We start from the raw sequence: 24801 nt of genomic DNA on the forward strand, positions 1-24801 counted from the left end.
GCGCAGGATCAGCGCCCGCCGGACTCGGGTGGCTCAAGGTCAGCGGCCTCCGGCATGCCGTAGATCGTGTGCAGACGCTCCTCGGCGGCGCGGTCAGCACGCTCACGTTCTTCGGCGGCGCGGTCAGCACGCTCACTGTCCTCGGCGTCCTCGCCTCCGGTCGCTGCCTCCGTCACCGGGAGGGTGCCAGTGTCTGGGCGCTCCGTGTCCGGACCGTCGGCGTGCGGGCTGTCGGTGCCCTTGCCGTCGCCGTCGGTGTCGTCGGCGTCCGTCTCGGCTTCCCCGTCCGCGGTGGTCTCGTCGGTGCCCGTCTCGTCGGCGTCCGCCCCGTCCGGGCTCGGTGTTTCGTCCGTTGCCGCCTGCTCGCCGGGGCCTCCCCCCTCGGCGTCCGCCTCGTCGGTCCCGACCTCTCCCTCCGCAACGCCTTCGGTCGTCTCGGCCTCCGTCACCTCGGGACCCTCAACATCGTCGGACTCCGTCACCTCCGGACCGTCAACATCGTCGGCCTCCGACGTCTCCGGACCGACGACCTCCTCGATCTCGGTGTCCGCCGAAACGGGCCGGAACATCGGGATCGGGGCGGTGACGTCCGCCGCCGACACCTGTGTCTCCGGCGGGGTCACCGGCTCCAGGTGCGCCCCCTCGGCGGGGGCCTCGACCTCGAACGCCGCCTCGTCGTCGGTGCCGTCGACGACGTCGGTCGTGCAAGCGTCCTCGACGGCCGTCGTGGGTGCGCCGGGGCCATCCGTGGCGGAGGCGTCCGCGGCATCCCACGACTCGTCGACCGCGAGCTCGGACTCTGCCGCCACCGGAGCGAGCGCCGTCCGGGGGATGAGCGAGTCATCGTTGGCGGTGAGCCGGTCGAGCTTGCGCAGCTCGTCGGCCCTGTGCCGGATGAACTGCTCGTCGCCGCTGCCGACCGCCGCCGCGAGGCCGTTGAGCAGCCGCATCTCCGAGGCGAGTCGCGCGCGGCTGAGCAGGTAGCCGTCGGGTCGCTGCGAGCGCGCGATCGAATAGCTGTCGAAGACCGCGTCCACGGCCCGCGGGTTGGCCACCTCGACCAGCCGCGCGAAGTCCTCGGCGGGATCGGCGACCTGGGCCCGCTCCCAGCCGGTCAGGCCGACCACCCGCCCGCTGGCGGAGTCTGTCTCGTCGGAGAAGGCGACCAGGAACGACTCCCCGTCGAGCGAGCCGTGCGTCGGGACCGTGGCAAACCGCCACAGCGGAGCGGCGTCGAGAGCCTGCTCCCACCGCGCCAGCAGGCCGTTGGGGACGTGCCCGGTCTCGGCGGCACGATCCAGCTCGGACAGCTTGCGGTCGCGGAACGGTCCGGCGTCGAAGACCGGCACGGCGAACTCCTCGAAGAGCTCCCGCGGCATGTTGTGCACGGCGGCGATCGCCCGGCCGACGGCACTGGCCAGACCCGGCCCCACCGGAAGGTGCCGCAGGCTCAGGGCCAGCCCCTCGACAAACGGATAGACGGCGGCCCGACCGTCCGGGCCGAGATCGGCGTACCCGGCCGCCGCGGGGACCTTGAACGGGAGGTGCTTGCCGAGCTGCCGGACCAGGTCGTCGTTGCGCTCGAGCTCCGCGCCGGCGGCGGGAGTCAGTGGCGAGCGGACCACCCAGGTGCGCCCGGTGACGTCCTCCACCAGCGCGGACTGGTGGAGGGGGTTGTCCTCGCCGCTGCGGATGGCGGCGACCGACACGGGCCGCATCCCGGGCACGGCGGCTGTGGCCAGGGCGGCCAGGGCCAGGTCGCTGCGAATCACCCTCCCACCGTATGACGTCTGGCACGTGCCGTGGTGTATGCCGCGCGACACGAGCGTCGGGGGGCCGGCCTACAGTGGTGGCGTGAGTCTGGATTCGGAGGCCCTGCTGGACCTGTCGCTCTCCCGGGGGACCCTGAACCGCAACGGCGTGAGCAGGCGCGACAGCGACCCGATCGCCCGGGCTCTGAGCGACTCCACGACCCGTGTGGTCGAGCTCGCGGACGGACGTGCGCTGACCTGTCGGGTCGACGGGCGGCTCCGGCTCGTCCACCGGGCCCCCCGGTTCGAGGACTCCGTGGACCACGCGCTCTACCTCGGGCACGACGCCGACGGCATCGCCTATGTCGCGGTCATGCGCGACACCGGACATCCGGGCGGGCACGTGCCGGAGCGGGGTTGGCGCAGCCTGCGTGAGGCGGGGGCGGAGCTGGATGACACGGAGGCCGGGGTGCTGACCACCGCGGTCGCCCTGGCCAACTGGCACTCCCGGCACCAGTTCTGCCCGCGGTGCGGGGGGTCGACCGTGGTCGAGGAGGGTGGCTGGGTCCGACGGTGCACCGTCGACGGCTCACAGCACTACCCCCGGACCGACGCGGCGATCATCGTCGCGGTCATCGACGAGGACGAGCGGATCCTGCTGGCCCGGGGTCCGCATTGGCCCGAGGGCCGGATGTCGGTGCTCGCCGGGTTCCTGGAGGCCGGCGAGTCGCTGGAGGCCGCCGTGCGCCGGGAGATCGAGGAGGAAGTGGGGATCACGGTCACGGACCTGGTCTACCGGGGCAACCAGCCGTGGCCGTTCCCCGCGTCGTTGATGGTGGGCTACACCGCGCGGGCGACCAGCACGGTGCTGACGCTCGACCGGGTCGAGATCGTCGAGGCCGCCTGGTTCACGCGGGGCGAGCTGTCCCACGCCGCGCGCTCCGGCCATCTCGGCCTGCCCCCGCGGGTGTCCATCGCCCGGCACCTCATCGAGCACTGGCACGGTGGCCCCATCGAGGCAGCCAGCGACGCCTCGGTCGGTCCGGCGCCCCGAGTCGCCACGTGACCGGTCCTCCGCACGGCCCGCGACGGCCCACCTCGGCCGACGAGATCCTGCAGGGGCTCGACCCCGAGCAGCACGCCGTCGCGGCCGCGCCCACGGGACCGATGTGCGTGCTCGCCGGCGCCGGCACCGGCAAGACCCGGGCGATCACCCACCGGATCGCGTATGGCGTGTGGTCCGGTGCCTTCCAGCCGCACCAGGTGCTGGCGGTCACCTTCACGGCGCGGGCCGCCGGAGAGATGCGCACCCGCCTGCGGGGCCTCGGGGTGCCCGGTGTGCAGGCCCGCACCTTCCACGCAGCCGCCCTGCGGCAGCTCCAGTTCTTCTGGCCGCAGGCGGTCGGCGGCGCACCGCCCGAGGTCGTCGCGCAGAAGGCCCCGGCCGTCGCCGAGGCCGCCGGTCGGCTGCGGCTACGCCTCGACCGTCCCGCCCTGCGTGACCTGGCCGCCGAGATCGAGTGGGCCAAGGTCAACCTGATCACCCCGCAGGGCTATCCCGAGGCCGTGCGGGGCCGGCGCGACGGTGTCGCCGGGCTCGACCTCACCGCGGTCTCCCGCGTGATGAGCACCTACGAGGACGTCAAGGGCGAGCGTCACGTCATCGACTTCGAGGACGTGCTCCTGCTCATGGTGGGCATCCTGGACGCGCACCCCCGGGTGGCCGGGTCGGTGCGTGACCAGTACCGCCACTTCGTCGTCGACGAGTATCAGGACGTCAACCCCGTGCAGCAGCAGCTGCTCGACCTGTGGCTCGGCGGGCGACAGGAGATCTGCGTGGTCGGCGACCCGGCCCAGACCATCTACTCCTTCACCGGCGCCTCGCCCAGGCACCTGCTCGAGTTCCCACAGCGGCACCCGGAGGCCACGGTGGTGCGGCTGGTTCGCAACTACCGGTCCACCCCGCAGATCGTCCAGGTCGCCAACCTGGTGCTCGGTGCGGCGGCCCGGGGCGGGGTCGAGCTCCGTGCCCAGGGCGAGCCGGGCCGGGCGCCCCGGCTCACGGCATACTCCGACGACGTGGCGGAGGCCGACGGCGTCGCCGAGGCGATCCGTGATCTCCTCGGCAGCGGCACCATGGCCAGCCAGGTGGCCGTGCTGTTCCGCACCAACGCGCAGTCCGCGGCCGTGGAGTCGGCGCTCGCCGCGCGCGAGGTCCCCTACCTGGTGCGCGGAGGGGAGCGGTTCTTCTCCCGTCCGGAGGTGCGTCAGGCGGTGCTCCTCCTGCGCGGGGCCAGCCGCGGTGACACAGGCAACGCACCGCTCGGACAGGTCGTCCGCGACGTCATCGGTGGTGCCGGGTGGAGCCCGCAGGCGCCGTCGGCGGGTGCCGCGAGCCGGGAGCGGTGGGAGTCCCTGGAGGCGCTGGCCAACCTGGCGGACGACCTCTCGGTGGTGGAGCCGGAGATGCGTATCCCGGGGTTCGTCACCGAGCTGGACCGGCGCGCCACCGAGCAGCACGCCCCGACGGTGCAGGGGGTGACGCTCGCCTCGCTGCACGCCGCCAAGGGCCTGGAGTGGGACGTCGTGTTCGTCATCGGCTGCAGCGAGGGGCTGCTCCCGGTGTCGATGGCCGAGGGCGCCGCCCGCATCGAGGAGGAGCGCCGGCTGCTCTACGTCGGGCTGACCCGCGCACGTCGCGACCTGCGGTTGAGCTGGGCCGCCTCCCGCGGTGCCGGTGGCCGCGCCGGGCGCAAGCCGTCCCGGTTCCTGCAGCCGGCGGGCACGCTGCTGGGACTCGCGCAGGGCCAGGGTGGATCGCCCGCACACAAGGCTCCCCGCGCTCCGCGCCGGCCGAAGACCTGCCGGACGTGCGGGGCGGCGCTCGGGTCTGCGGCCGAGCGCAAGGTCGGTCGTTGCGACAACTGTCCCCCGACCTACGACGAGGCAACGTTCGAGCGGCTCCGGGAGTGGCGGCTCGAGGTGTCCCGTGAGCAGAACGTGCCGGCCTACGTCGTCTTCACCGATGCGACGCTGACGGCCATCGCCGAGCTGACACCGAAGACCACCGCGGCGCTCGCGGAGATCGCCGGGGTCGGCCCCCGCAAACTAGAGCTGTACGGCGCCGATGTCCTCGCTGTTCTTGCTGGTCAGGACGTTGTGCCGATATCACGGAAAAATTCTTGATTAATTACGTTGCGCGCCCGCGAGCGGCTGTCGTACGGTAGTTCCTGACCAACCCGCCGGGGGTGACAACCGGGGGACCAGCAGAGCGAGCGAGAGGAGGCGGAAACAAATGGACTACATGATCCTGACAGGCGTGGCAGGCACCAAGGGTGCCGTGTGCCCAGTTTCCGTCCGCTCGGTTGAGCTGCTGCGGCGGGAGCGCATTGGCACCGGTGTCTTCGGGGCCGATTCTGGCGCCATCACCAACCCTGCCACCGATGTGGCGTTCCCCCTTGCGAGGGCTGTGGGTTAGAACAACCTCCATCCCCCTCGCAGGCCGCGGAACCCCATCAGAGGATCCGCGGCCTTTGTGCATCTGCAGCAGGTGCCTGAAGTCCGGGTCCTCGATCGAGGAGCCAGCCATGACAGATCAGGACCGGGCCGAGCGCCCGCACCACCACTGCACACCGCGCGAGGAAGGGAACAGCGTGTCAACCCACGCAGGCGTCCAATACGCCCAGCAGACCGAACCGTCGATGAACCCCTGGATGGTCGGGGGGACCGGCGACGTCGAGGCCGAGTTGCCCTGCCGCCAGCACCCCGCTGACCTGTGGTTCGCCGAGCTGCCCGAAGAGGTCGAGGCAGCCAAGGCACTCTGCGGCGACTGCCCGATCAGGGCGATGTGCCTCGAGCAGGCGCTCGAGCGGCACGAGCCGTGGGGTGTCTGGGGAGGGCAACTCGTCCTCCAGGGGACCGTCGTGCCGCGCAAGCGGCCCCGCGGCCGTCCCCGCAAGAACCCCGTCGCCGCGTGACGACGACGGATCCACAACACAACTCAGGAGCAGACATGTACCACCTGTTAGACGAGCAGTTGGCCCGCGCCCAGCATCGGGAGCGGTCCGCGAACCTGGAGCTGGAGCACCGGCAGAAGCTCGCGATGAGCCTGCGGCCGACCGCCCTGCGCCAGGCCACCCAGGCGTATCTCCTGCAGCGGTGACACCGGCACGTGCCGGGGCGCATTGCCAGGCGCCGCCGCAGGAGCACCCGCCGAGGCGGGGTCGACACACCCAATCGTGTGCCGGCCCCGCCTCTTTCTGTGCCGCCTCCTTCGGTGTGGTGCCCAGGGCCTGTGTGGAGCCCAGGGTCATCAGGTATGGGTCGCACAGTCGCAGGCCGGGTGGCGCTCCCACCGACGGGTGCGCACATCGGGCAGAGGCAGCGACAGGTGCCAGGAGACACCGAGCACGCTCTCGACGGACACCAGGCACTCCAGCGTGATCATCGCCACCAGGGCGGCCACCGCGTTGGCGTGGGCCGGCGGGGCGTCGACCCTTCGTGTCAGCTCCACCGCGGGAGAGGTGATCTGGGTGAGGATGGTGGGCCAGGCGCGGTCTCGGTCGCGACGGTGGAGGTCCAGGCAGCGCAGGCAGGCGGACCGCCCGGGGTGGACCAGCGGGCCGATGACGACCTCCCCGTCGCGCAGCACGACAGGCAGCTGCGGCACCCGCGCGACCTGCCAGGGCCGGCCCTGGTCCGGAGCGATCGCGTCCGCGGCGCAGAGGACCACCAGACTGACGTCGCCGTTCGCCGGGTCGCCCTCCCCGGCCACCAGCCGACCGGCCCCGAGACCGGTCAGCTCGCCCCGGATGCGGTCGATCACCTCCCCGCGGCCGGGGACCGCCAGGTAGCAGTCGTCAGCCCTCCTGGGCGCCGCACCCGGGTCGACCAGCAGACCGTGCCCCCCGAGGGTGTCGACGAGGTCCGTGACCCGTTCGACGGGGACACCAAAGCGCTGCGCGAGGACCGTGTCGCGGGAGGTGCCGCCGCTGCCGGCGAGCGAGAGCAGGAGCTCGGTCTCCGGCTCGGTCAGCCCGGCGAGGACGATGCCGTGCGCTGGGGAGAGCCCGAACTGCACCTCACCCGGGGCTCGGCGCACCGGGCGGGCACTGGGGCGGAGCCGGACCATCGGGGACATGGGCAGACCCTGCCATCCTGGAGCGCGCGGTGGGCGCGGTTGTCCACAGGGTGCACGTCAGGCACGCACCGGGACTGCAGCAGACGACCTGGACAACAACCCGGACAGGCAGAAGGGCGGGTCGGTGCACCCGGCACCGGCCCGCCCCTCTGGCAGGGTGGTCAACTCGCTCAGGCGCTGGCGGCCTTGCCGAGGATCCGGTTGAGGTTGGTGCCGCACACCGGGCACACGCCCTTGGCCATGCGGCGGCCGTTGGTCTCCACCACGCGCCCCTCAGCCTCGCGCTTCTCCTTGCACTTCACGCAGTAGAACTCGCCCTGGTAGGTCTCGTTGGTCTCAGCCATGGTCTCTCACTCCTCATCAGTCCGCGGGCCGGAGCCCGGCTGGAGCAGGTCGTGCGACCCGCATTTCGGTTCCACCCTAGACCCAGGTGAGCACAAATCCCGCACGATTCGTGCTCAGCCACCCTGCGTGTCGGTCCCTGTGGACACAGGCACGACCTGTCGGTCCGGGCGGCTAACGTGACCCTTCATGACGCACACATCCCGCGGATATGAGAGCGCCGGCCCCGCGAGCGCCCGGCCGGAGGTGGAGATCCGCCGCAGCGCCCGCCGACGCAGGACGATCTCCGCGCGTCTGGAGGGGGACACATTCGTGGTGCTCATGCCGGCCGGGCTCAGCCAGGAGGAGGAACAGCAGCACGTCGACAACCTGCTGGGCCGCCACCTGCGGGCCCAGGCACGGCGACGGCTCGAACGCGAGGACCTGATGGCCCGGGCCATGCTCCTGTCCGAGCGCTACCTGGACGGTCGGGCCCGTCCCGCGTCCATCACCTGGGTCACCAACCAGCAGAAGCGGTGGGGGTCGTGCAGCCCGACGACCCGCACGATCCGGCTGTCCACGGAGCTGGAGGGCATGCCCGCGTGGGTGGTCGACAGCGTGATCCTGCACGAGCTGGCCCACCTCCTGGAGCCCAACCACGGACCGCGGTTCAAGGCACTGGTGGGCAGGGACCAGCGCTACGCCGAGTCGACCGCGTTCCTCCGGGGCGTGGCCTTCGCGACAGGACGCGAGATGTCCGACGACGACGGGGACCTGGAGCCGGGGTGACCCGCGCCACGAGCCGTGCCGCGAGCACTCGGCACGACGTCGGTCAGGACTCCTCGTCGCGGAGGAGGCGCTCCAGCTCCTCGTCCAGGGTGGTGTCGTCCTCGCTGGCGCTGGTGACGCGCTCCACGAAGCCGAGCGGGTCGTCCAGGTCGGCGGCGCCGGGTGCCAGGTCCGGGTGCTCCCACGCCCGGTCCCGGGCGCTCTGACCGGCCTCGGACTCCAGCGCCGCCCACAGGTTGGCGGCATCGCGGAGCCGCCGCGGTCGCAGCCCGAGCCCGACCAGGGAGGCGAATGTCTTCTCCGCGGGGCCACCGGTGGCCCGGCGGCGACGCACCGCCTCGGCGAGCGCCTGTGCATTCGGCAGGTGCGGGTCGGCGGCCCGCCCGGCGACCGTGTCGACCCATCCCTCCACCAGGGCCAGGTAGGTCTCCAACCGCGTCAGGGCCTTGCGCTGGGCGTCGCTGGGCTCGGGGGAGAATAGGGACCCGGCGACCGCTTCCTGCATGGCCTGCGGGTCACTGGGGTCGACCGACCGCAGTGCCTGCTCGATCCCCTCGGTGTCCAGCCGGATGTCTCGCGCGTAGTCCCGCACCGCGGTGAGCAGCTGCGGGCCGAGCCACGGCACCCCGGCGAACAACCGCACCCGGGCGGCCTCACGGACGGCCAGGTAGAGATGGACCTCGCCAGCGTCCACCTGGAGTCCCTCGGCGAATGCCGAGACGTTCGCGGGCAGCAGCGCCACGACCTCGCCCGGCAGCAGCGGGAGTCCCACCTCGGTGCCGGACACGGTCTCCGTCGCGAGGGTCCCCACAGCCTGCCCGACCTGGGCACCGAACATGCCCGCGCTCATCCGCCGCATCATGGGTTCCATCTGACCCAGCAGGGCACGGGGGTCCATGCCCGGGGGCATCCCGGGCAGCTGGGGGAGCTCGCCCTCCCCGAGGCCTCGCAACTGCTCCTGCATGGCGTTGGTCATGGCTGCGGCCACCCCGGCCGCGACGGGCTCGGTGAGGGCCTGCCACACGGGCATACTCAGCTCGACCCACTCGGCGCGGCTCAGGGCACGCACCCGCCCCTCCGGCGGAGCCAGGTCCGTGACCTGGTCCAGCCACAGGGTGGCGACCTGCACGACCTGCTCGACATCCCGCACGGTGGCCTCGGCAATGCTCTGGTCGCCAGCCGCCGCCACCACATTGCGGGCGCCGTCGTTGGCGACGCCGATGTTGACGGCAGAGCCGTCGTCCGGGCCGGCCATCATCGCCTGCACCTGGGCCTGAACCATCTGCATCATCGCGGGATCGATCTGTCCGAGGCCCATGGCCTCGAGCTGCTCCCGCAGCTCGGGCGGCAGCTCGCCACCGAACAGCGCGCCGAGCGCGTCGGCACCCGACTCGGGTGTGTCCGGTGCGGAGCCCCCCGAGCCGGGCGTGTCCGGCGCGGAGCCTCCCGTGCCGGAGTCCCCGGCGGACGAGTGCCCTGACACGTCTCCGGACGCGGGATCACCGGACCCGCGGAAGCCCATCGGCTCGTGACGCCCCTCGGCGTCGTCGCCGGGGTTGCCGGCCCCAGAGTTCTTCTCATCCGACACGGCACTGTCCTTCCGTCGCGTTGATCCGCTTGCCCATCATGCCCCTCCTGGGAGGATGGGTCCCGAGGTCACCCCCGCACCACCGTGCCCGCGGGGCCTCTGTTACCCCAGTCAACAGGAGGAGCGGGCCATGAGTTCCCACGAGGAGGACTTTCGCTCTCGGCGTACCCACGACGCGCGCCGCGTCGGCGTGACGCGCGCGGGCACGTCGCTGGGGGCGGTCCTCACGCAGCAACTCCGGTCAGGCGGGCACCAGGTGATAGGGCTGGGCCATGCGCCGGAGTCGCCCTCCGGCCCATCCGCCGAGCCCTCCTGGCGGGACACCGACCTGGTGTCCCCCGAGGTGGTGGACGCACTCCAGGACCTGGATGCCGTCGTGCACCTCACCCACGGTGCGCACCTGAGCGGCGAGCTCGCCGAGGACCCCGGCGTCCGCCGGTCCCGCCTAGTCAGGGAGATGCAGACCCTGACCGTGGCCTCCGCGGCGGCCGGGGTCCGGCACCTCGTGGTCGTGACCAGCGCGATGGTCTACGGCGCCCGGCCGGACAACCCGGTGCCGCTGCCGGAGGACAGTCCGTTGCGGTCGGACGACACCGAGGGCATGGTCGCCGACCTCGTCGAGATCGAGGAGCTCCTGGACCGGGCCCGCGACGTGCACCCGGCCGTCCTGGTGACCTCGGTCCGCCCGGCGGCCCTGGTGGGGCCGGGGGTGGACAGCATCATCACCCGGCACTTCGAGGCACCGCGTCTGCTCGCGCTCAAGGGGGCACGACCCCGTTGGCAGTTCTGCCACGTCGAGGACCTGGGTCGGGCGCTGGGGACGGTCCTGGACGAGCGACTGGGCCCGGTCGTGACCGTGGGAGCCCCCGGGAGCCTGGGCCTGGAACAGGTCGAGGAGATCTCCCACCTGAGACACATCTCCGTGGCCCCGGCCGCGGCGCACGGCGCAGCGGACCGTCTGCACCGTCTGGGGGTCCTCCCCGTGCCGGCCTCGGACCTGGCCTACGTGTCCAGCCCGTGGGTCGTGGACTCCCGACGGTTGGTGGACCACGGCTGGCTGGCCACGCACGACAACGTGGACTCCCTGAGGGTGCTCCTGGAGGAGGTGCGGGCTGACCGCCTCGCCCGGCGCGTCGAGCGCAAGGAGGCCGCCCTCGGCGCGGCCGGGGCGGCCAGCGCGGCGGTCGCGATCGTGGCCACGGCCGCGTTGCTGCGCCGTCGGCGCAACCGGACCTGAGGAGGGTGCTGACAGCATGCGCACGGGGGACGCCCAGCCATCTCACGGCCAGGTGATGGATGATGGCGCGGTGACGATTGACGAACATGAGGTGGTCCTGGCGCAGATCGTGGACTCCGGACCGTCGGTCGATGAGGTGCTGGCCGCGGTCCGGCATCCCGCGGCCGGGGCCGTCGCGATCTTCGTGGGCACCGTCCGGGACCACGACGGCGGACGCGAGGGCGTGGTGCGCCTGGACTACAGCACGCACCCTGACGCGGAGGAGCACCTGGCCGCGATCGCGGAAGAGATCGGCAGTATGCCGGGGGTCCTGCGCGTCGCCGCCGTGCACCGGCGCGGTGAGCTGGCTGTGGGGGACACGGCGGTCGTGTGTGCCGTGGCGGCCGGGCACCGCGCGGAGGCCTTCGACGCCTGCCGCGCGCTGATCGAGGAGCTGAAGGCCCGGGTGCCCATCTGGAAGAAGCAGCTGTTCGAGACCGGTTCGACCGAGTGGGTCGGCCTGTGACCTACTACGAGAGTCCACCGGGCGCCCAGCGACCAGCGCACCCGCCGCACACCCGGATCGGCTGGCGCACCGGGTTTGCGCTGGGTCTGGCGGTGCTGCTGGTGGTGGGCATGGCGCTGCTGAACCTGGTGACCGTCGACAAGGTGCTCTACCGGCCCGCCGGCGTGCACGACACCCTCGGTGAGATGAACGGCCAGCCGGTCGTGCACGTCGAGGGCCTGGAGACCTATCCGACCTCCGGCACGCTGGACTTCCTCACGATCATCCTGGACGGTGGCCCCCGCTCGGACGTGACCGCCTGGGACTGGCTCATGGCAACACTCGACCCGGCGGTGGACATCTACGACGTCAACGACGTCTACCCGCCGAACGTGACCGCGGAGCAGATCCAGGAGGAGAACGTCCAGCTCATGACGCGCTCGCAGCTCGGCGCCGCCGTCGTCGCGCTGCGAGCTATCGGGGTGGAGGTCCCCGAGCAGGTCAAGGTCGGTCAGATCATCACGAATGCCCCGGCTGGGGACGCGCTCGAGGTGAACGACGAGATCCTCGAGGTCGGAGGCACCGCGATCGCGGTGCCCGACGACGTCAGCGACCGGCTGCAGGACTTCGAGCCCGGCGACGTCGTCCCCTTCGTCCTGATCCGTGACGGGGAGCGGCTCGAGGTCGACGTCCCCACCGGGGAGGCGGACCCGTCCCCGCAGGACCCGGACGCCGAGCCACGGACCATCATCGGTGTCTACCTCGCCAGCGACTTCGACCTGCCCTACGAGGTGACCATCGATGCCGGGAACGTGGGTGGTCCGTCGGCGGGCATGATGTTCTCCCTGGCCATCTACGACAAGATCACCCCCGGCGAGCTGACCGGCGGTCTCCGCTTCGCCGGGACCGGCACGATCAGCTCGGACGGGTCCGTCGGCGGGATCGGCGGCATCCGGCAGAAGATGTGGGCCGCGGAGCGGGCCGGCGTGGACTACTTCCTGGCACCGGCAGCCAACTGTGACGAAGTCGTGGACCGCATCCCCGACGGGCTGCAGGTCGCCAAGGTCGAGAACTTCCAGCAGGCCAGGGACATCGTGGAGTCACTGGGTGAGGGTGAGGACGTCGACCTGCCCCAGTGCACGGCGGACGACTGACGGTGGACGACCCGGGGCGGACGACCGACCCGGACGACTGACGGCGGACGACCAACGGCGGGCGTCAGTCGGTGAGCGTGGCGCGGAGCGCGGCCACCAGGCCGGGGGCGATGTCGGCCCCGATCGCGACGGCATCGTCGCTGTCGTGGTCGCGCTGACGCAGCAGGCAGACCGACTCGCCGGTGCGCAGCACGGCCGCGAGCAACCGGACGTCTTTGCGGGCCGGATGTGCGGCCAGCGCCTCCGTCGCCTCGGTCGGGTTGAGGGGGAGGTCCCGCTCGGCCTCCGGGGGGACCACGATCCGCTCCAGCGCGATCGCCGCGCCGTCAACCCCCTCGGGCCAGGCCAGGGTGCCCAGCATCGTCTCGATGTTGGAGGTCTTGCGCAGGCCCTCCTGCTCGATGGAGGTCAACGACTCCGGTGCCGAGCCGGCCAGCTGATCCCGCAGACCGGGCTCGGCATTCCTGAGTGAGTCGGTGCGCACCAGCGCGAACAGGCGAGGGGCCTGGTCCCAGCCGAGCCTGGCCACGTGGCGCTCGGTGTCGGCGGCGGCCTGGGTGAGGATCTGCGCGAGGTCGGACACCCGCCCATCGTGCCATCCCGACACCTGAGCGCCGCACCGGTGCAGATCGGCGCCCCCGCCGAAGGTGCGGGACCGGTCACAGCGGCCGATCCGGAGGCCGTTCCCGGCCACCCGCTGGGTTAGCGTTGGGCACAGACACAGCGTGGTTCGGCCGGGAGACCCGGTCACGAGGAAGCGGGTAGCAGTGACTGAGCGGGATGGAACGACTCCGGAGGAGCCGGGCGAGGGCTCGGGGAGCCCGGACCCACGGGGACGGGCACCACGCGACCCGTTCGGCTTCGGTATGAGCGGCGACCGCCCGGAGGGGGAGGGCAAGGACAAGGCGCCCGGAGCCGGTGGTCCCGGTGGTGGTCCGGGACGCCCCGGCCTCGGTGGCCGGGGACGGTTCATCCCGACCGTCCTGGTCCTCATCGCACTCCTCACCGGACTCACCTGGCTGGCCCAGCTGTGGACCGAGTTCCTCTGGTACGAGTCGGTCGGCTACCGCACCGTCCTGACCACCCGTCTGTTCACGCAGGTCGTGCTCTTCGTCGGGGCCGGTGTGGCCACCGCGCTGCTGGTGTGGTCCTCGCTGCACCTTGCCTACCGCAACCGGCCCATCTATGCACCGAGCAGTCCGGAGCAGGTCAACCTCGACCGCTACCGCGCCGCCCTGGAGCCCGTCCGTCGGCTCGTCTTCATCGGCGCCCCCGTCCTGCTGGGGCTGTTCGCCGGCTCGGCGATGGCCGCCCAGTGGCAGACGCTGCTGCTCTTCCTCAACCGACAGCCGTTCGGCGTGAACGACCCGCAGTTCAACATCGACGTCGGGTTCTTCGTCTTCACGATGCCGTGGCTGAACGTGCTGATCAGCTTCGCCACCCTCACCCTCGGGCTGGCGCTGATCGGGGCCCTGATGACGCACTACATCTACGGCGGGCTGCAGCTCCAGGGCCCGGGTGAGCGGACCACCCGCGCCGCCCGGATCCACCTGTCCATCCTGCTGGCCCTGCTGGTCGGCGTGCGCGCCGTCGCCTACTGGGTCGAGCGCTACGCGCTCGCCACCGCCGAGCACGGCCGGATGACCGGCATGACCTACACCGACGTCAACGCGGTGCTGCCCACCCGGGGCGTCCTGGCCATCGCCGCCCTGCTGTGTGCCCTGCTCTTCCTGTCCACCATCTGGACCCGCAGCTGGCGCCTGCCCCTCATCGGCCTGGCCGGGCTGGTCGTGATCGCGCTGCTCGTCGGCGGCGCCTACCCCGCGCTGGTCCAGCAGCTGCGGGTGCAGCCGTCGGAGGCTCAGCTGGAGGAGCCCTTCATCCAGCGCAACATCGACTCGACGCTGGCGGCCTACGGACTCACGGACACCGAGATCACGCCCTATCAGGCCGAGACCGAGGCGACACCGGGTCAGCTGCGGGAGGACGCCGAGACCATCCCCGGCATCCGCATCGTCGACCCGGCGATCGTCTCCGACACCTTCCGGCAGCTGCAGGGTGTGCGCAACTACTACCAGTTCCCCGACGCCCTCGACGTCGACCGTTACGAGGTGGACGGTGAGACGGTCGACACCGTGGTGGCGGTGCGTGAGATGCGCCTGGACGGCATCCCCGCGGCCCAGCGCAACTGGGTCAACGACCACACCGTCTACACCCACGGGTTCGGTCTGGTCGCCGCCTACGGCAACCAGCGCACGGAGGACGGCGAGCCGATCTTCTACCACCGCAACATCCCGCCGGTCGGGGAGCTGGGTGACTTCGAGCCGCGCGTCTACTTCGGCGAGCACTCTCCGTCATACTCCATCGTCGGCGCGCCCGACGGCGAGACCCCGCGCGAGCTCGACTTCCCGGACAGCGACAGCGAGTCGGGTGAGACCCGCAACACCTACACCGGCGGCGGCGGGGTCGACATGGGGACCTTCCCGCGGCAGCTCGCCTACGCGATCAAGTACCGGCAGATCGAGATCCTCCTGGCAGACGCGGTGGGCTCGGAGTCCCGGATGCTGGACCACCGCGAGCCGCGCGAGCGCGTCGAGCGGGTGGCGCCGTGGCTGCGCCTGGACGGCAACCCGTATCCGGCGGTGGTCGACGGGCGGATCAAGTGGATCGTGGACGGCTACACCGTCTCCTCCCAGTACCCCTACAGCGAGCTCGAGCAGCTCGGTGAGGTGACGACTGACTCCCTCGTGGCGACCTCGCAGAACGTGCGCTCGATCGGGCAGGGCGACATCAACTACATCCGCAACTCGGTCAAGGCGACCGTCGATGCCTACACCGGCGAGATCGTCCTCTACGCCTGGGAGGAGGAGGACCCGCTGCTGAAGGCGTGGTCCGCGGCCTTCGACAACACCGTGCAGCCGATGTCCGAGATCGACGCTGAGCTCATGAGCCACCTGCGCTACCCCGAGGACCTGTTCAAGGTGCAGCGCGAGGTCCTGGCTCGCTACCACGTCGACACCGCCGAGGCGTTCTTCGGCGGCCAGGACTTCTGGGACGTCTCCGCCGACGAGAGCGCGGCCGGGGACACCGAGGTCGCGATGCCGCCCTACTACCTGAGCATCGCGATGCCGGGCCAGGATGAGCCGACCTTCTCCCTGACCAGCACCTACATCCCCGGAGGCGAGCGGCAGAACCTGGTGGGCTACCTCGCGGTCGACGCCGACGCGGGCAGCACCGACGGGGAGAAACGCGAGGGCTACGGACAGATGCGGTTGCTCGAGCTGCCGCGTGACTCGACGGTCACCGGCCCGGGCCAGTTCCAGAACGAGATCGAGTCCTCCAACCAGAACTCCGAGGCGTTCACACAGACCCTCTCGCAGTTCCTGTCGTTGAACCGGCAGGCGGGCTCGCGGGTGGAGATCGGCAACCTGCTGACCCTGCCCGTCGGTGGCGGGTTGCTCTACGTGGAGCCGATCTACGTCCGTGCAGCGGGCGGGTCGTCCTACCCGCTGCAGCGACTGGTCGTGGTCTCCTTCGGCAACCAGCTGGCCTGGTCGGACACCCTCGACGGGGCGCTGGACGAGCTGTTCGGTGGCGACTCGGGCGCGACGGCAGCCGACGAGGGGACCGGGACCGACGAACCCGTCACCGATCCCGTCGTCCCACCGACCGAGGGCGGTGAGGAACCGACCGGGGAGGAGCCGACGGGTGAGGAGCCCACCGGTGAGGAGCCGACCGGTGACCTCGCCGACGCCATCGCCGACATCCAGCAGGCCTACGAGGACGGTCAGGAGGCTCTCCGCAACGGTGACTGGGAGGCCTACGCCGAGGCCCAGGACCGCCTGGACCAGGCGATCAACCGCGCGATCCAGCTCTCGCCCGACGGCGGGGCGGTGACCGTCGCCCCGACGCCGACCGGAGACACCGACGACGCGACCGCAACCCCCTGACCTGCGGCGACCGCATCCGCCGGCCTCCACGAGGGGCCGGCGGATTTGGTCCGCCCACGGCGGTGGCGTATGCTTGAGGGACCAACGCGGGGTGGAGCAGTTCGGTAGCTCGCCGGGCTCATAACCCGGAGGTCGCAGGTTCAAATCCTGCCCCCGCTACCAGAGGTCAGGCCCGGGGATCCACGGATCTCCGGGCCTGACTGCATCCGGGAGGGTGGCAGAGGTCACGGCATACTCGGACGGCTGTTGTCGTTTCCCCTCTGAGGAGGCAACACCATGAATCCCATCGCCACCCGCCCCAGGGTCATCATCATCGGATCCGGTTTCGGCGGACTGTTCGCGGCCCGGGCACTTGCCAGGGCGGACGTCGACATCCGGTTGATCGCGCGGACGACCCACCACCTCTTCCAGCCCCTGCTCTATCAGGTGGCGACCGGCATCCTCGCACCCGGAGAGATTGCCCCGGCCACCCGCGAGGTGCTGGCGCACCAGGACAACGTGCAGGTCGAGATGGGCGATGTCACCGACATCGATCTCGACGCCAGGACGGTCACCGCTGCCACCCTGGGCGTGGCTCGGACCTACGGCTACGACCACCTGATCGTGGCGGCCGGGGCGAACCAGTCGTGGTTCGGCAACGACCAGTTCGCCGAGTACGCCCCCGGGATGAAGAGCGTCGACGACGCGCTGGAGCTGCGCGGGCGCATCTTCGGTGCCTTCGAGCTCGCCGAGCTCGCGGCGGCCGCCGGTCGTGACGAGGAGGCGGAGGCGCTCACCACCTTTGTCGTCGTGGGCGCCGGCCCGACGGGCGTCGAGATGGCGGGCCAGCTCGCCGAGCTCTCGCGCCGGACGCTGCGGCACGACTTCCGGCACATCGACCCGCGCACAGCCAAGATCTACCTGATGGACGCGGCCGACGCGGTCCTGGGGTCCTTCGACGAGTCGCTCCGCGACAAGACCCGGACCGCTCTGGAGAAGCTCGGGATCGACGTGCTGCTCGGGGCCAAGGTCGTCGACGTCGACGCCCGGGGCCTGGAGTACGAGGACGAGGCGGGGGAGCGGCACCGCATCGAGGCGCTGACCAAGGTCTGGGCCGCGGGTGTGGCCGCCAGCCCGCTGGCGGGCCGGCTCGCCGAGCAGGTGGGGCTCACGGTGGACCGTGCGGGACGGATCCCTGTGCGGGCGGACCTGACCCTCCCTGGGCACCCCGAGGTGTATGTCGTGGGAGACATGGTCGCTCTCGACAACCTCCCCGGTGTCGCCCAGGTGGCGATCCAGCAGGCCCGCTACGCGGCCAGCAGGATCAAGGCGACCCTCGGCGGGAAGCCGGTCACCGAGCCGTTCAGCTACTTCGACAAGGGCAACATGGCGACCATCTCCCGGTTCCGGGCGATCGCCGAGATCCGCCGGTTGAAGGTCACCGGCTTCCCGGCCTGGGTCCTCTGGCTCGGGGTGCACCTCGTCTACATCATCGGCTTCAAGTCCCGCGTCACCACGCTCCTGCACTGGCTCGTGAGCTTCCTCGGTCGAGGCCGGTCCGAGCGCAACATCACCGAGCAGCAGATCTTCGGGCGGCTCGCGATGAACCGGGTCAGCGACCTTCCGGAGAAGGCCGGGCGGAACGTCGGCTGGCTGCCTGACGGCGAGGACCAGGGGTCCTGACGGGCTGAGGTCTGGACGCTGGCCCTGGCACCCGTCATGCCGCTCGCCGCGAGCATCCTGTTTACAGTAGCCAGATGTCGTTGGACTACCCGATCGCGACCCGCACCCTCAGCAACGGGCTGAGGGTTGTCGTCAGCCGCGATCACACCGTGCCCACCGTCACCGTCAACATCTGGGTCGGCGTGGGCTCCCGGCACGAACGTCCCGGCAGCACCGGGCTGGCGCACCTGTTCGAGCACCTGATGTTCCAGGGGTCGGCGAACGTTGCCGAGGGGGAGCACTTCACCCTGCTCATGGAGCAGGGCGGCACGCTGAACGCCACGACGTGGTTCGACCGCACCAACTACTTCGAGACCGTGCCGACCGGTGCGCTGGAGCTGGCGCTCTGGCTGGAGGCAGACCGTCACGGCCGGTTGCTGGAGGCTGTGACCCAGGCCAACCTCGACAACCAGCGGGACGTGGTGAAGGAGGAGAAGCGCCAGCGCTACGACAACCAGCCCTATGGCACGGCGATCGCGGACCTGGGCGCCCTCGTGTTCCCCGAGGGCCACCCCTATCACCACCCGACCATCGGGTCGATGGAGGACCTCGACGCAGCCACGTTGGAGGACGTGCACGCCTTCTACCGGCGCCACTACTCCCCGGCCAACTCCGTGCTCACCCTGGTGGGCGACATCAGCCCCGAGGCCGGGTTCGCCGTGGTGGAGCGCTACTTCGGTGACCTCCCGGCACAGCCGCCCACGGCGCAGGAACCCTTGCCGCAACTGCCGCCCCTGCAGGCCGCCCCCCGCCGGGAACGGGCCGAGGACGTGCCCAACGACCGCCTCTATCTCGGGTTCCGGCTGCCCGTCGCACACACCCCGGAGTTCCTGGCCTGCGCTGTCGCGCTGGATGCCCTCGGCAGCCTGACGACCAGCCGCCTCTACCGTCGCCTCGTCCGGGTCGAGGAGCTGGCGACCAGCGTCTCGGGCGCCTCGCTCGGGCTCGTCGACGGCGCGTCCCTGGGCTTCCTGGGTGTCGACGTGGCCGAGTCGGCCGACCCGCACGCGGTGGAGCTCGCGGTCTGCGCGGAGCTGGAACGGTTTGCGGCGGAAGGTCCCACCGACGTCGAGCTGGAGTCCTCCCTGGCGGACACGGAGCGCTCCTGGCTGGAGGCGCTGGCCGGGCACCAGGAGCGGGCCGACCTGATCAGCCACTACACGCTGCTGCACGACGACCCCGGACACATCAACACCTACCTGGACGGGGTTCGCCAGGTGACCGCTGCACAGGTCCGCGAGGCCGCGGCACGCTGGCTGACCCCCGACGCGCGGGCGACAGTCGCCTTCACGGCAGCCGCCGACGAGCCGACGGAGGGCGTGGCATGACCACCGCGCACGAGGAGACCGCGCGCCCGGCACCACCGCGACCGCAGGTGGCCGATCCCACCGCGTGGAGCTTCCCCGAGCCCGACCAGTTCGTCCTCGACAACGGCCTCCGGGTCCAGGCGTTCGACATGCCGGGGCAGCACGTGCTGTCGGTGCAGCTGGGCATCCCGGCCCCGCTCGCCGGTGAGCCGGAGGACGTCGAGGGCGTCGGGCTGATCATGGCCCGCTGTCTCGACCTGGGCACCACCCGGCATACTGCCGACGAGATGGCCGAGCTGCTCGCGCGCAAGGGGATCGCCCTGCACGCGGGGGTGGGGGAGCGCGGCATCCTGGTCGAGCTGGACACGATCAGCCGGGAGCTCACCGGCGCGCTGGACCTCCTGGTCGAGTGCCTGACCGACGCGAGTTTTCCGGAGGGGGAGGTGCGCCGCGAGGTGCGCCACCGGCTGGCAGACATCGGCCAGGACCGGGCGGACCCGGCCAGCCTGGCCGCCCTGCGGCTCATCGCGACCTACTTCGACCCCGCGGACCGGGCGTCCCGCCCCGCCGGCGGCAGCCGTGAAACCGTCGCCCGGATCACCCCCGAGGACGTCCGCGCGCACCACGCCGGCACCATGCACCCCGACGGCGCAGTGCTCGCCGTCGCCGGTGACCTGACCGGCATCGAGCTGCGCGAGGTGCTGGAGGAGGCCTTCGCCGGGTGGCCCAGCAACCCCGGCCACCGACCCCTGCCCGGCGACCCGGGCGCCCGGGCGGCCGACGGCGGCCGCATCGTCTTCGTCGACCGTCCCGGTGCCGTGCAGACCGAGGTGCACGTCGGCGGGCCCGGCCCGGACCGCTCCGACCCGCTTGGATGGGGCCCCTACCAGGTGCTGTCCTTCGCGGTGGGTGGGTCGCCGCACGCCCGCCTCGACGCGGTGCTCCGCGAGGAACGGGGCTACACCTACGGGATACGCGCCGGCTTCCGGCCCCGCTCGCATGGAGGGTTGTTCACCGTGATCGGGTCGGTCCGCGACGAGGTCACCGTCGAGGCGGTGGACGCGCTGCTGTCCATCCTCGACCTGCGCGGATCCGACCTGACCGACGCCGAGCTGCAGCACGCCGCCCGCTACCAGGCGCGCACCGCCACCGCGCGCTTCGCGACGTGCGAGGCCGTGGCGGGCGAGGCCGTGTCCCTGGCGCTGGACGGCCTGGACGTCGACTTCGTCACCCGCACCGTCACCCAGGTCCGCACCCTGGACCCCGAGGTCGCACGGACCGCGTGGGACCGGCACCGCGGTGAGCCGTGGACCGTGATCCTGGTCGGGGACGCCCGCCACGCCGACGGCATCCGGGACCTGGGTCGGGGACCGGTCGAGGTGGTGCGTCAGCCGCGCGAGCCCAACAGCTCGCCGATGCGGGTGGAGGAGGCCGGGACTCCCACGTAGGCGCTCAGCAGCCTGATGCCCCGCCGGTCCATGTCGCCGGCGACCTGCGGCCCGACATAGCGGACGTGCCAGGGCTCGTAGGTGTAGCCGGTGGCCGCCCGGGACCCTTGCGGGTAGGAGAGCACGAAGCCGAACTCGTGGGCGTGCTCGGCGACCCACCTGCCCTCGTCCGTGTCCCCGAAGCACGGATCCAGGTAGCACCCACCGGTGGTGCCGTCGAGATCGACCGCCAGTCCGGTCTGGTGCTCACTGTGCCCCGGCCGGGCGCTGGAGGCATCGGCGGCCGCACGCCCGTAGTGCCGCACCCAGTAGTCGTAGGTCCCGGCCTGCGTCTCGAACGACCGGTAGCCGCTGATCACGCGGAGCCCCAGGCCGTCCTCGTCCGCGGCGCCGAACATCGCCTCCAGCTGGTCGCGGACCTCGGCCCGCATCTCGAAGTCGGTGCCCGGCCAGGTCGCCAGGTCATCCGGCTCGTAGTCCAGCGGGGAGATCGGCCTGTCCTTGGTGACGACCGTGAGCAGGCGGCTGGGGTCGTGCTGCTCCAGGTCGGTGCGACCGTCCGGCGCGCTCGAGGCGGCCCCCGCCAGCGTCAGCAGGGTGGCCAGGACGGCGCTCGCGGCACCGCGGGGAAGGGGCACAATCCCCTATTCTGCCAGTTCAGCGGGCTGCTGTCAGCGCAGAGTCGTGGTGCCCGTCACCGGGCCGTCGTCACCCAGCAGCGAGAGTATGTCGTGGTGCAGGGTGCCGTTGGAACTCACCGCACTGCCGCCGAACGGGCCATCGGTGCCGTCCAGGTCGGTGAACCGGCCACCGGCCTCGGTGAGGATCGGCGCCAGCGCCGCCGTGGCGTGGACTGCCAGCTCCGGGTCGACGGCCGCGTCCACGGCCCCCTCGGCCACCAGGACGTGACTCCAGAAGTCGCCGTAGGCGCGGGTGCGCCAGCAGCGCGCCGCGAGCCTGAGGAAGCCCTCACGGCGTGGGTGCTCGAGCCAGGAGTTGACGTCGGAGAACGACAACGAGGCGTGCTCGACGCGTGAGGTGTCCGAGGCCCAGATGCGGCTGGCGCGCGACAGCGACCGGCCGGTCCACGAGCCGGAGCCCCGGGCCGCCCACCACCTCCGGTTGAGGGCCGGGGCCGCCACCAGACCCACGACGGGCTCGTCGTCGACGACCAGTCCGATGAGGGTGGCCCAGACCGGGACCCCGCGCACGTAGTTGACCGTGCCGTCGATCGGGTCGAGGACCCACCGCCGGTTGCCGTGACCGGTCGTCGGCAGCTCCTCGCCCTGCACCACGTCCCGCGGGCGGGTGCGGCCCAGCTGGTGCCGCAGCAACTCCTCGGTGTGCGTGTCCGCACCCGTCACCAGGGCGCCGTCGTCCTTGAACCGGACCTCGAGACCGTCGGAGCGGAAGGACTCCAGCGTGAACCGTTCGACCGCGTCCGCCAGGACGTGGGCGAGGCGCAGGTCGTCATCGAAGGTGGCCATCGGCACCACGCTAGTGCCTCAGGCCCCCAGAGCCCGGGAGGCGCTGGTCAGGCGTCGCTACCGTCACCGGTGCGGCTGCGCAGCAGCCGCCGCAACGACTCGAGCCGGACCTCGCCGGAGGGTCCCGCCCGGCCGGCGGCCACCCACGCGTCCAGCGCGCAGTCCGGCTCGTCGTGGCTGCAGCTGCGCGGACAGCCCGCAGTGCCCGCTGCCAGATCAGGGAAGTGCTCGATGAAGGATCCGGGATCGACGTGACCGAGTCCGAAGGACCGGACGCCCGGGGTGTCGACCACCCAGCCACCGTCGGGCACCTCGAGGGCGACGGCGTTGGTGGAGGTGTGCCGGCCGCGGCCGGTCACGACGTTGACCACGCCGGTGGCGCGGTTAGCGTCCGGCACGAGCGCGTTGACCAGCGTCGACTTGCCGACACCGGAGTGACCGACAAACACGCTGACCCGGTCCCGCAGGTGCCCCAGCACCTCCTCGACGCCCTCGGCGTCCCGGGTGCCGGTGGGATCCAGCCGGGTCACGACATACGGCACGTCCAGCGGGCGGTAGATCTCCAGGAGGGCCTTGGGCGAGGCGAGGTCGGCCTTGGTCAGCACCAGGAGGGGGTCGAGTCCGGCGTCGTAGGCCGCGACCAGGCAGCGATCGATCATCCGCGGACGAGGCTCCGGGTCGGCCAGGGCCGTGACGATCACCATCTGGTCGGCGTTGGCCACGATCACCCGTTCAACACGGTCGGTGTCGTCAGCCGACCTGCGGAGCACCGAGGAGCGGGGCAGAACCCGCACGATCCGGGCCAGGGCATCCGGGCCGCCGGAGGTGTCACCGACCAGGCCGACCCGATCGCCCACCACGATGCTCTTGCGGCCCAGCTCACGGGCTCGCATCGCGGTGACCTGCCGGTCCTCCAGGCGCGTGGTGTAGCGGCCACGGTCGACCCCGATCACCCGGGCCTCCTGCGCGTCGTCGTGCGCGGGGCGTTCCTTGGTGCGGGGGCGGCTGCCGCGCCGGGACGGACGCACCCGGACCACCGACTCGTCGAGATGGTCGTAACGACTCACCCGACGCCGCCGTCCGTGACGCCGCCGTCCGTGACGCTGCTTCTCGTGTCGCCGCCGCTCGGGGCAGCGGCGGGGTCCTGCCCGAGGACGAGCGAGGTCCACGCGACCTGGAAGGCGGGGAAGGTCTTGGCGACCGTCTCCGCGCCGAGGATCTCGGTGCCCGGCACCGCGAGGGCCAGCACCGCGGCCGCCATGACCATGCGGTGGTCCTCGTAGGTCTCCAGCGCGGCCGGGGAGAGCCGGGCCGGCGCGATGACCAGCCCGTCCTGGGTCTGGGTGATGTCGCCACCCAACCGACCCACTTCGTTCTCCAGCGCGGCGAGACGGTCCGTCTCGTGACCGCGCAGGTGGGCGACCCCGGTGATCTGTGACGGGGTCGAGGCCAGCGCGGCCAGGGCCGTGACCACCGGGGTCAGCTCGCCGACGTCGTGCAGGTCGAGGTCCGCGCCGCGCAGCACGCCCCGTGCCGGCCCCCTCACGGTGAGGTCGTGCGTCGCCCCCTGGGACCCGTCGGTCAGCTCGACCCGGCAACCCATCGTGGTGAGGATGTCGCGCATCCGGTCACCGGCCTGCGTCGTCCGCGGCGGCCAGCCGGTGACCGTGACCGTGCCGCCCGTGGCGGCCGCCGCAGCCAGGAACGGTGCGGCGCTCGAGAGGTCGGGCTCCACCTCAACCAGCCGCCCCGCCACCGCTCCCGGCTCCACCCGCCACACACCCGGCTCGGGGCTCCCGGCCTCGACACCCGCCGCGCGCAGGGTCTGCACGGTCATGTCGATGTGCGGCGTGCTGGGCAGCCGGTCGCCGGTGTTGCGCAGCGTCAGCCCGCCGTCGAAGCGCGGAGCGGCCAGGAGCAGGGCGCTGACGAACTGCGAGCTCGCGGAGGCGTCCACGCCGATCTCGCCGCCTGCCACCCGGCCGGTGCCCAGCACGGTGAACGGCAGGGCGTCGCGACCGCCGTGGTCGACCTCGACCCCCAGGGCGTCCAGAGCCGCCAGGAGCGGGGCGATGGGGCGGGAGCGCGACCGCTCGTCACCGTCGAAGGCCACGGGGCCGTCCGCGAGGGCGGCGACCGGGGGGACGAAGCGCAGCACGGTGCCGGCCAGACCGCAGTCGATCGCGCCACCCCCGCGCAGGTGCGGCGGCGGGGTCAGCACCCAGGACCGGTCCTCGGGGGCACGCTCGACCCGCACGCCCAGCTGCTGCACGGCGCCCAGCATCAGCTCGGCGTCGCGGGAGACCAGCGGCCGGTGCAGGGTGCTGGGCCCGTCGGCGAGGGCCGCGAGCAGCAGGTGGCGGTTGGTCAGCGACTTGCTGCCGGGCACCAGGACCGTGCCGGTGACGGGTCCCGGTGCGGAGGGAGCGGCCCAGACCACGGCG

The 24801-nt window shown here is 71.9% G+C and carries 21 protein-coding genes and 1 tRNA gene; 13 read left to right on the forward strand and 9 right to left on the reverse strand.

What is annotated here, in order from left to right; genetic code table 11:
- Window positions 1-8: 8 nt before the first annotated feature.
- Entirely contained in the window at window positions 9-1772 is a 1764-nt protein-coding gene (locus MWU75_RS02950; protein ID WP_247088053.1) for a phosphotransferase, read from the reverse strand.
- 82 nt (window positions 1773-1854) lie between these two features.
- Here MWU75_RS02950 and nudC point away from each other — a divergent pair, with 82 nt between their 5' ends.
- From nudC to MWU75_RS02970, 4 genes are all read left to right on the forward strand, one after another.
- On the forward strand, window positions 1855-2817 hold the full coding sequence (nudC, locus tag MWU75_RS02955) for an NAD(+) diphosphatase (RefSeq protein ID WP_247088054.1): 963 nt from the start codon (window positions 1855-1857) through the stop codon (window positions 2815-2817).
- The gene (locus tag MWU75_RS02960; RefSeq protein WP_348647721.1) at window positions 2814-4937 is read left to right on the forward strand and encodes an ATP-dependent DNA helicase UvrD2; all 2124 of its coding nucleotides are present in this window, start codon (window positions 2814-2816) and stop codon (window positions 4935-4937) included. The genes nudC and MWU75_RS02960 overlap by 4 nt, the downstream gene beginning before the upstream one ends.
- A 527-nt stretch (window positions 4938-5464) precedes the next feature.
- Window positions 5465-5728, forward strand: a complete 264-nt coding sequence (locus MWU75_RS02965; RefSeq protein WP_247088129.1) for a WhiB family transcriptional regulator — start codon at window positions 5465-5467, stop codon at window positions 5726-5728.
- Between the two features lie 35 nt (window positions 5729-5763).
- The gene (locus tag MWU75_RS02970; protein ID WP_247088055.1) at window positions 5764-5913 is read left to right on the forward strand and encodes a hypothetical protein; all 150 of its coding nucleotides are present in this window, start codon (window positions 5764-5766) and stop codon (window positions 5911-5913) included.
- 150 nt (window positions 5914-6063) lie between these two features.
- Here MWU75_RS02970 and MWU75_RS02975 read toward each other — a convergent pair whose 3' ends face one another.
- The gene (locus MWU75_RS02975) at window positions 6064-6891 is read right to left on the reverse strand and encodes a hypothetical protein (protein ID WP_247088056.1); all 828 of its coding nucleotides are present in this window, start codon (window positions 6889-6891) and stop codon (window positions 6064-6066) included.
- Between the two features lie 170 nt (window positions 6892-7061).
- Window positions 7062-7235, reverse strand: a complete 174-nt coding sequence (locus tag MWU75_RS02980; RefSeq protein WP_143782589.1) for a DUF5679 domain-containing protein — start codon at window positions 7233-7235, stop codon at window positions 7062-7064.
- A gap of 187 nt (window positions 7236-7422) precedes the next feature.
- Here MWU75_RS02980 and MWU75_RS02985 point away from each other — a divergent pair, with 187 nt between their 5' ends.
- The gene (locus MWU75_RS02985; RefSeq protein ID WP_247088057.1) at window positions 7423-8001 is read left to right on the forward strand and encodes a M48 family metallopeptidase; all 579 of its coding nucleotides are present in this window, start codon (window positions 7423-7425) and stop codon (window positions 7999-8001) included.
- 43 nt (window positions 8002-8044) lie between these two features.
- Here the strand turns inward: MWU75_RS02985 and MWU75_RS02990 are convergent, their stop codons facing one another.
- Window positions 8045-9589 carry a zinc-dependent metalloprotease gene (locus MWU75_RS02990; RefSeq protein WP_247088058.1) on the reverse strand — a complete coding sequence of 515 codons (1545 nt, stop codon included), beginning with the start codon at window positions 9587-9589 and terminating at the stop codon, window positions 8045-8047.
- A 130-nt stretch (window positions 9590-9719) separates the two neighbouring features.
- Here MWU75_RS02990 and MWU75_RS02995 point away from each other — a divergent pair, with 130 nt between their 5' ends.
- From MWU75_RS02995 to MWU75_RS20180, 3 genes are all read left to right on the forward strand, one after another.
- Entirely contained in the window at window positions 9720-10826 is a 1107-nt protein-coding gene (locus tag MWU75_RS02995; RefSeq protein WP_247088059.1) for an NAD-dependent epimerase/dehydratase family protein, read from the forward strand.
- Between the two features lie 70 nt (window positions 10827-10896).
- Window positions 10897-11331 (forward strand): molybdenum cofactor biosynthesis protein MoaE, encoded by a 435-nt coding sequence (locus tag MWU75_RS03000; RefSeq protein WP_247088060.1) that lies wholly within the window; start codon window positions 10897-10899, stop codon window positions 11329-11331.
- The gene (locus MWU75_RS20180) at window positions 11328-12464 is read left to right on the forward strand and encodes a S16 family serine protease (protein ID WP_247088061.1); all 1137 of its coding nucleotides are present in this window, start codon (window positions 11328-11330) and stop codon (window positions 12462-12464) included. Before MWU75_RS03000 ends, MWU75_RS20180 begins: the two co-directional genes overlap by 4 nt.
- A gap of 64 nt (window positions 12465-12528) precedes the next feature.
- Here MWU75_RS20180 and MWU75_RS03010 read toward each other — a convergent pair whose 3' ends face one another.
- The gene (locus MWU75_RS03010; RefSeq protein WP_247088062.1) at window positions 12529-13047 is read right to left on the reverse strand and encodes a PPA1309 family protein; all 519 of its coding nucleotides are present in this window, start codon (window positions 13045-13047) and stop codon (window positions 12529-12531) included.
- A 184-nt stretch (window positions 13048-13231) separates the two neighbouring features.
- Between MWU75_RS03010 and MWU75_RS03015 the strand changes: the two genes are divergently transcribed.
- The 5 genes from MWU75_RS03015 (at window position 13232) to MWU75_RS03035 (ending at window position 20870) form a co-directional block, all read left to right on the forward strand.
- Entirely contained in the window at window positions 13232-16414 is a 3183-nt protein-coding gene (locus MWU75_RS03015; protein WP_247088063.1) for a UPF0182 family protein, read from the forward strand.
- A gap of 85 nt (window positions 16415-16499) precedes the next feature.
- Window positions 16500-16576: transfer RNA gene (locus MWU75_RS03020), tRNA-Met, on the forward strand.
- A gap of 114 nt (window positions 16577-16690) precedes the next feature.
- Entirely contained in the window at window positions 16691-18076 is a 1386-nt protein-coding gene (locus tag MWU75_RS03025; RefSeq protein WP_247088064.1) for an NAD(P)/FAD-dependent oxidoreductase, read from the forward strand.
- 74 nt (window positions 18077-18150) lie between these two features.
- Complete coding sequence (locus tag MWU75_RS03030) at window positions 18151-19443, forward strand: pitrilysin family protein (protein WP_247088065.1); 1293 nt, start codon at window positions 18151-18153, stop codon at window positions 19441-19443.
- Window positions 19440-20870 (forward strand): pitrilysin family protein, encoded by a 1431-nt coding sequence (locus MWU75_RS03035; protein ID WP_247088066.1) that lies wholly within the window; start codon window positions 19440-19442, stop codon window positions 20868-20870. Before MWU75_RS03030 ends, MWU75_RS03035 begins: the two co-directional genes overlap by 4 nt.
- Here the strand turns inward: MWU75_RS03035 and MWU75_RS03040 are convergent.
- Genes MWU75_RS03040 through aroA form a run of 4 tightly spaced genes read right to left on the reverse strand, consistent with a single transcriptional unit; the run spans window position 20810 to window position 24797 of the window.
- The gene (locus MWU75_RS03040; protein WP_247088067.1) at window positions 20810-21508 is read right to left on the reverse strand and encodes a M15 family metallopeptidase; all 699 of its coding nucleotides are present in this window, start codon (window positions 21506-21508) and stop codon (window positions 20810-20812) included. The two genes, MWU75_RS03035 and MWU75_RS03040, sit on opposite strands and share 61 nt — an antisense overlap.
- A 33-nt stretch (window positions 21509-21541) precedes the next feature.
- Window positions 21542-22357, reverse strand: a complete 816-nt coding sequence (locus MWU75_RS03045; protein ID WP_247088068.1) for an inositol monophosphatase family protein — start codon at window positions 22355-22357, stop codon at window positions 21542-21544.
- Between the two features lie 47 nt (window positions 22358-22404).
- Entirely contained in the window at window positions 22405-23424 is a 1020-nt protein-coding gene (rsgA, locus tag MWU75_RS03050) for a ribosome small subunit-dependent GTPase A (RefSeq protein WP_247088069.1), read from the reverse strand.
- Complete coding sequence (aroA, locus tag MWU75_RS03055) at window positions 23421-24797, reverse strand: 3-phosphoshikimate 1-carboxyvinyltransferase (protein ID WP_247088070.1); 1377 nt, start codon at window positions 24795-24797, stop codon at window positions 23421-23423. Before aroA ends, rsgA begins: the two co-directional genes overlap by 4 nt.
- Between the last annotated feature and the right edge of the window lie 4 nt (window positions 24798-24801).

Source organism: Ornithinimicrobium sp. F0845 (assembly GCF_023015765.1).
In the GTDB taxonomy this organism is placed as follows: domain Bacteria; phylum Actinomycetota; class Actinomycetes; order Actinomycetales; family Dermatophilaceae; genus Ornithinicoccus.

Bases quoted from the DNA above. Each gene is read 5' to 3' on its own strand.
- MWU75_RS02965 (WP_247088129.1), top strand. From the start codon at position 5,465: ATGGTCGGGGGGACCGGCGACGTCGAGGCCGAGTTGCCCTGCCGCCAG.
- MWU75_RS02970 (WP_247088055.1), top strand. From the start codon at position 5,764: ATGTACCACCTGTTAGACGAGCAGTTGGCCCGCGCCCAGCATCGGGAG.
- MWU75_RS02975 (WP_247088056.1), bottom strand. From the start codon at position 6,891: ATGTCCCCGATGGTCCGGCTCCGCCCCAGTGCCCGCCCGGTGCGCCGA.
- MWU75_RS02980 (WP_143782589.1), bottom strand. From the start codon at position 7,235: ATGGCTGAGACCAACGAGACCTACCAGGGCGAGTTCTACTGCGTGAAG.
- MWU75_RS02985 (WP_247088057.1), top strand. From the start codon at position 7,423: ATGACGCACACATCCCGCGGATATGAGAGCGCCGGCCCCGCGAGCGCC.
- MWU75_RS02995 (WP_247088059.1), top strand. From the start codon at position 9,720: ATGAGTTCCCACGAGGAGGACTTTCGCTCTCGGCGTACCCACGACGCG.
- MWU75_RS03025 (WP_247088064.1), top strand. From the start codon at position 16,691: ATGAATCCCATCGCCACCCGCCCCAGGGTCATCATCATCGGATCCGGT.
- MWU75_RS03030 (WP_247088065.1), top strand. From the start codon at position 18,151: ATGTCGTTGGACTACCCGATCGCGACCCGCACCCTCAGCAACGGGCTG.
- MWU75_RS03035 (WP_247088066.1), top strand. From the start codon at position 19,440: ATGACCACCGCGCACGAGGAGACCGCGCGCCCGGCACCACCGCGACCG.
- MWU75_RS03045 (WP_247088068.1), bottom strand. From the start codon at position 22,357: ATGGCCACCTTCGATGACGACCTGCGCCTCGCCCACGTCCTGGCGGAC.